Source organism: Halorubrum yunnanense, assembly GCF_026586675.1.
Lineage (GTDB): Archaea > Halobacteriota > Halobacteria > Halobacteriales > Haloferacaceae > Halorubrum > Halorubrum yunnanense.
Genome location: NZ_JAODIX010000093.1, coordinates 1 through 1,014, shown reverse-complemented (window position 1 = coordinate 1,014; position 1,014 = coordinate 1). Strand labels below are relative to the sequence as shown.

2 protein-coding genes are annotated in these 1,014 nt (G+C 55.4%); both read left to right on the top strand.

The annotated features are described in order from the left end of the window. Positions 1-489: helix-turn-helix domain-containing protein (locus N5096_RS16005; protein ID WP_267665786.1), on the top strand; the 489-nt coding region annotated here is incomplete at its 5' end. Beyond that, positions 486-1,014 (top strand): transposase (locus tag N5096_RS16000; RefSeq protein WP_267665787.1); only part of this gene is annotated, 529 nt, incomplete at its 3' end. The genes N5096_RS16005 and N5096_RS16000, both read left to right, overlap by 4 nt.

Genomic DNA, 1,014 nt, shown 5'->3' with positions numbered 1-1,014 from the left:
TCTCTGGAAGAACTCCAAGAGCTGCGTGAGCAAACAGAAGGAGAGATCCCTCGGGAACGGGTGCTGGCTGCGATCGGACGAAAACAGGGCGACGAACTTGACAGACTGGCTGAACGCCATGGTGTCGTTGAGAAGACGATTCGTAACTGGCTCGATCGGTTCGCGCGCGAACCGATCGAGCAGGCACCATATGACGACTATCGACCAGGCCGCCCCTCGAAACTCGATGAAGAGCAACGCGAGCAGTTGTTTGAGCAACTCCAGCAGCCACCGACCGAACTCGGCTACGAACAACAAGCGTGGTCGTCAACGCTGCTGATCGACCACGTCAAAGATGAATACGACGTTGAGTACAGCAAAGGACACGCGCGCAAACTCATGAGCAAGGCCGAGCTGTCCTACCGGACAGCACGGCCGCGCAATCACGAGGCAGACCCGGGAAAAGAGGCAGAGTTCCAAGAGACAGTCGAAAAAAACGGCCAGAACTGACCGAGAAAACCGTCGTTGTCGTCGATCAATTTACCAAGCGCGTCGGCACAGTTCAACGACGTGGCTGGTACCCGATCGGTTCAAATCCGACGATAGAGACCTCAAACTCGTGGGATAAAGTGACCGTCTTGGGCGCTGTCACCGACAACGGTGACAACTTCTACTGCTGGACCGAAGAGAATCTCACCTCACAGCAAGGAATCTGGCTGCTCGGAGCGCTACAAGAACGATTCGGTGACGAGTTAGTGGTGTTTCTCGATCGTGCTGGGTACTTCTACAACAGAGATCTCTGGGAGCACGTCAGTGGTGAGCGCGCGACCGAAACTGTCGGAGACAGTTCGGTCGCGTGCGTGCGCGGAGACGATGAAGGTGAGGAGCACCTCGATGTCTGGTACTTTCCACCGAAACTACCGGAACTCAACCCAGTAGAAGGATGTTGGGATCGACTCAACGAATGGTTCAAGCACCGTCTTATTCCTGATCTTGCGACCCTGAAACAGCAGATCCAACGAGGACTCCCTACGG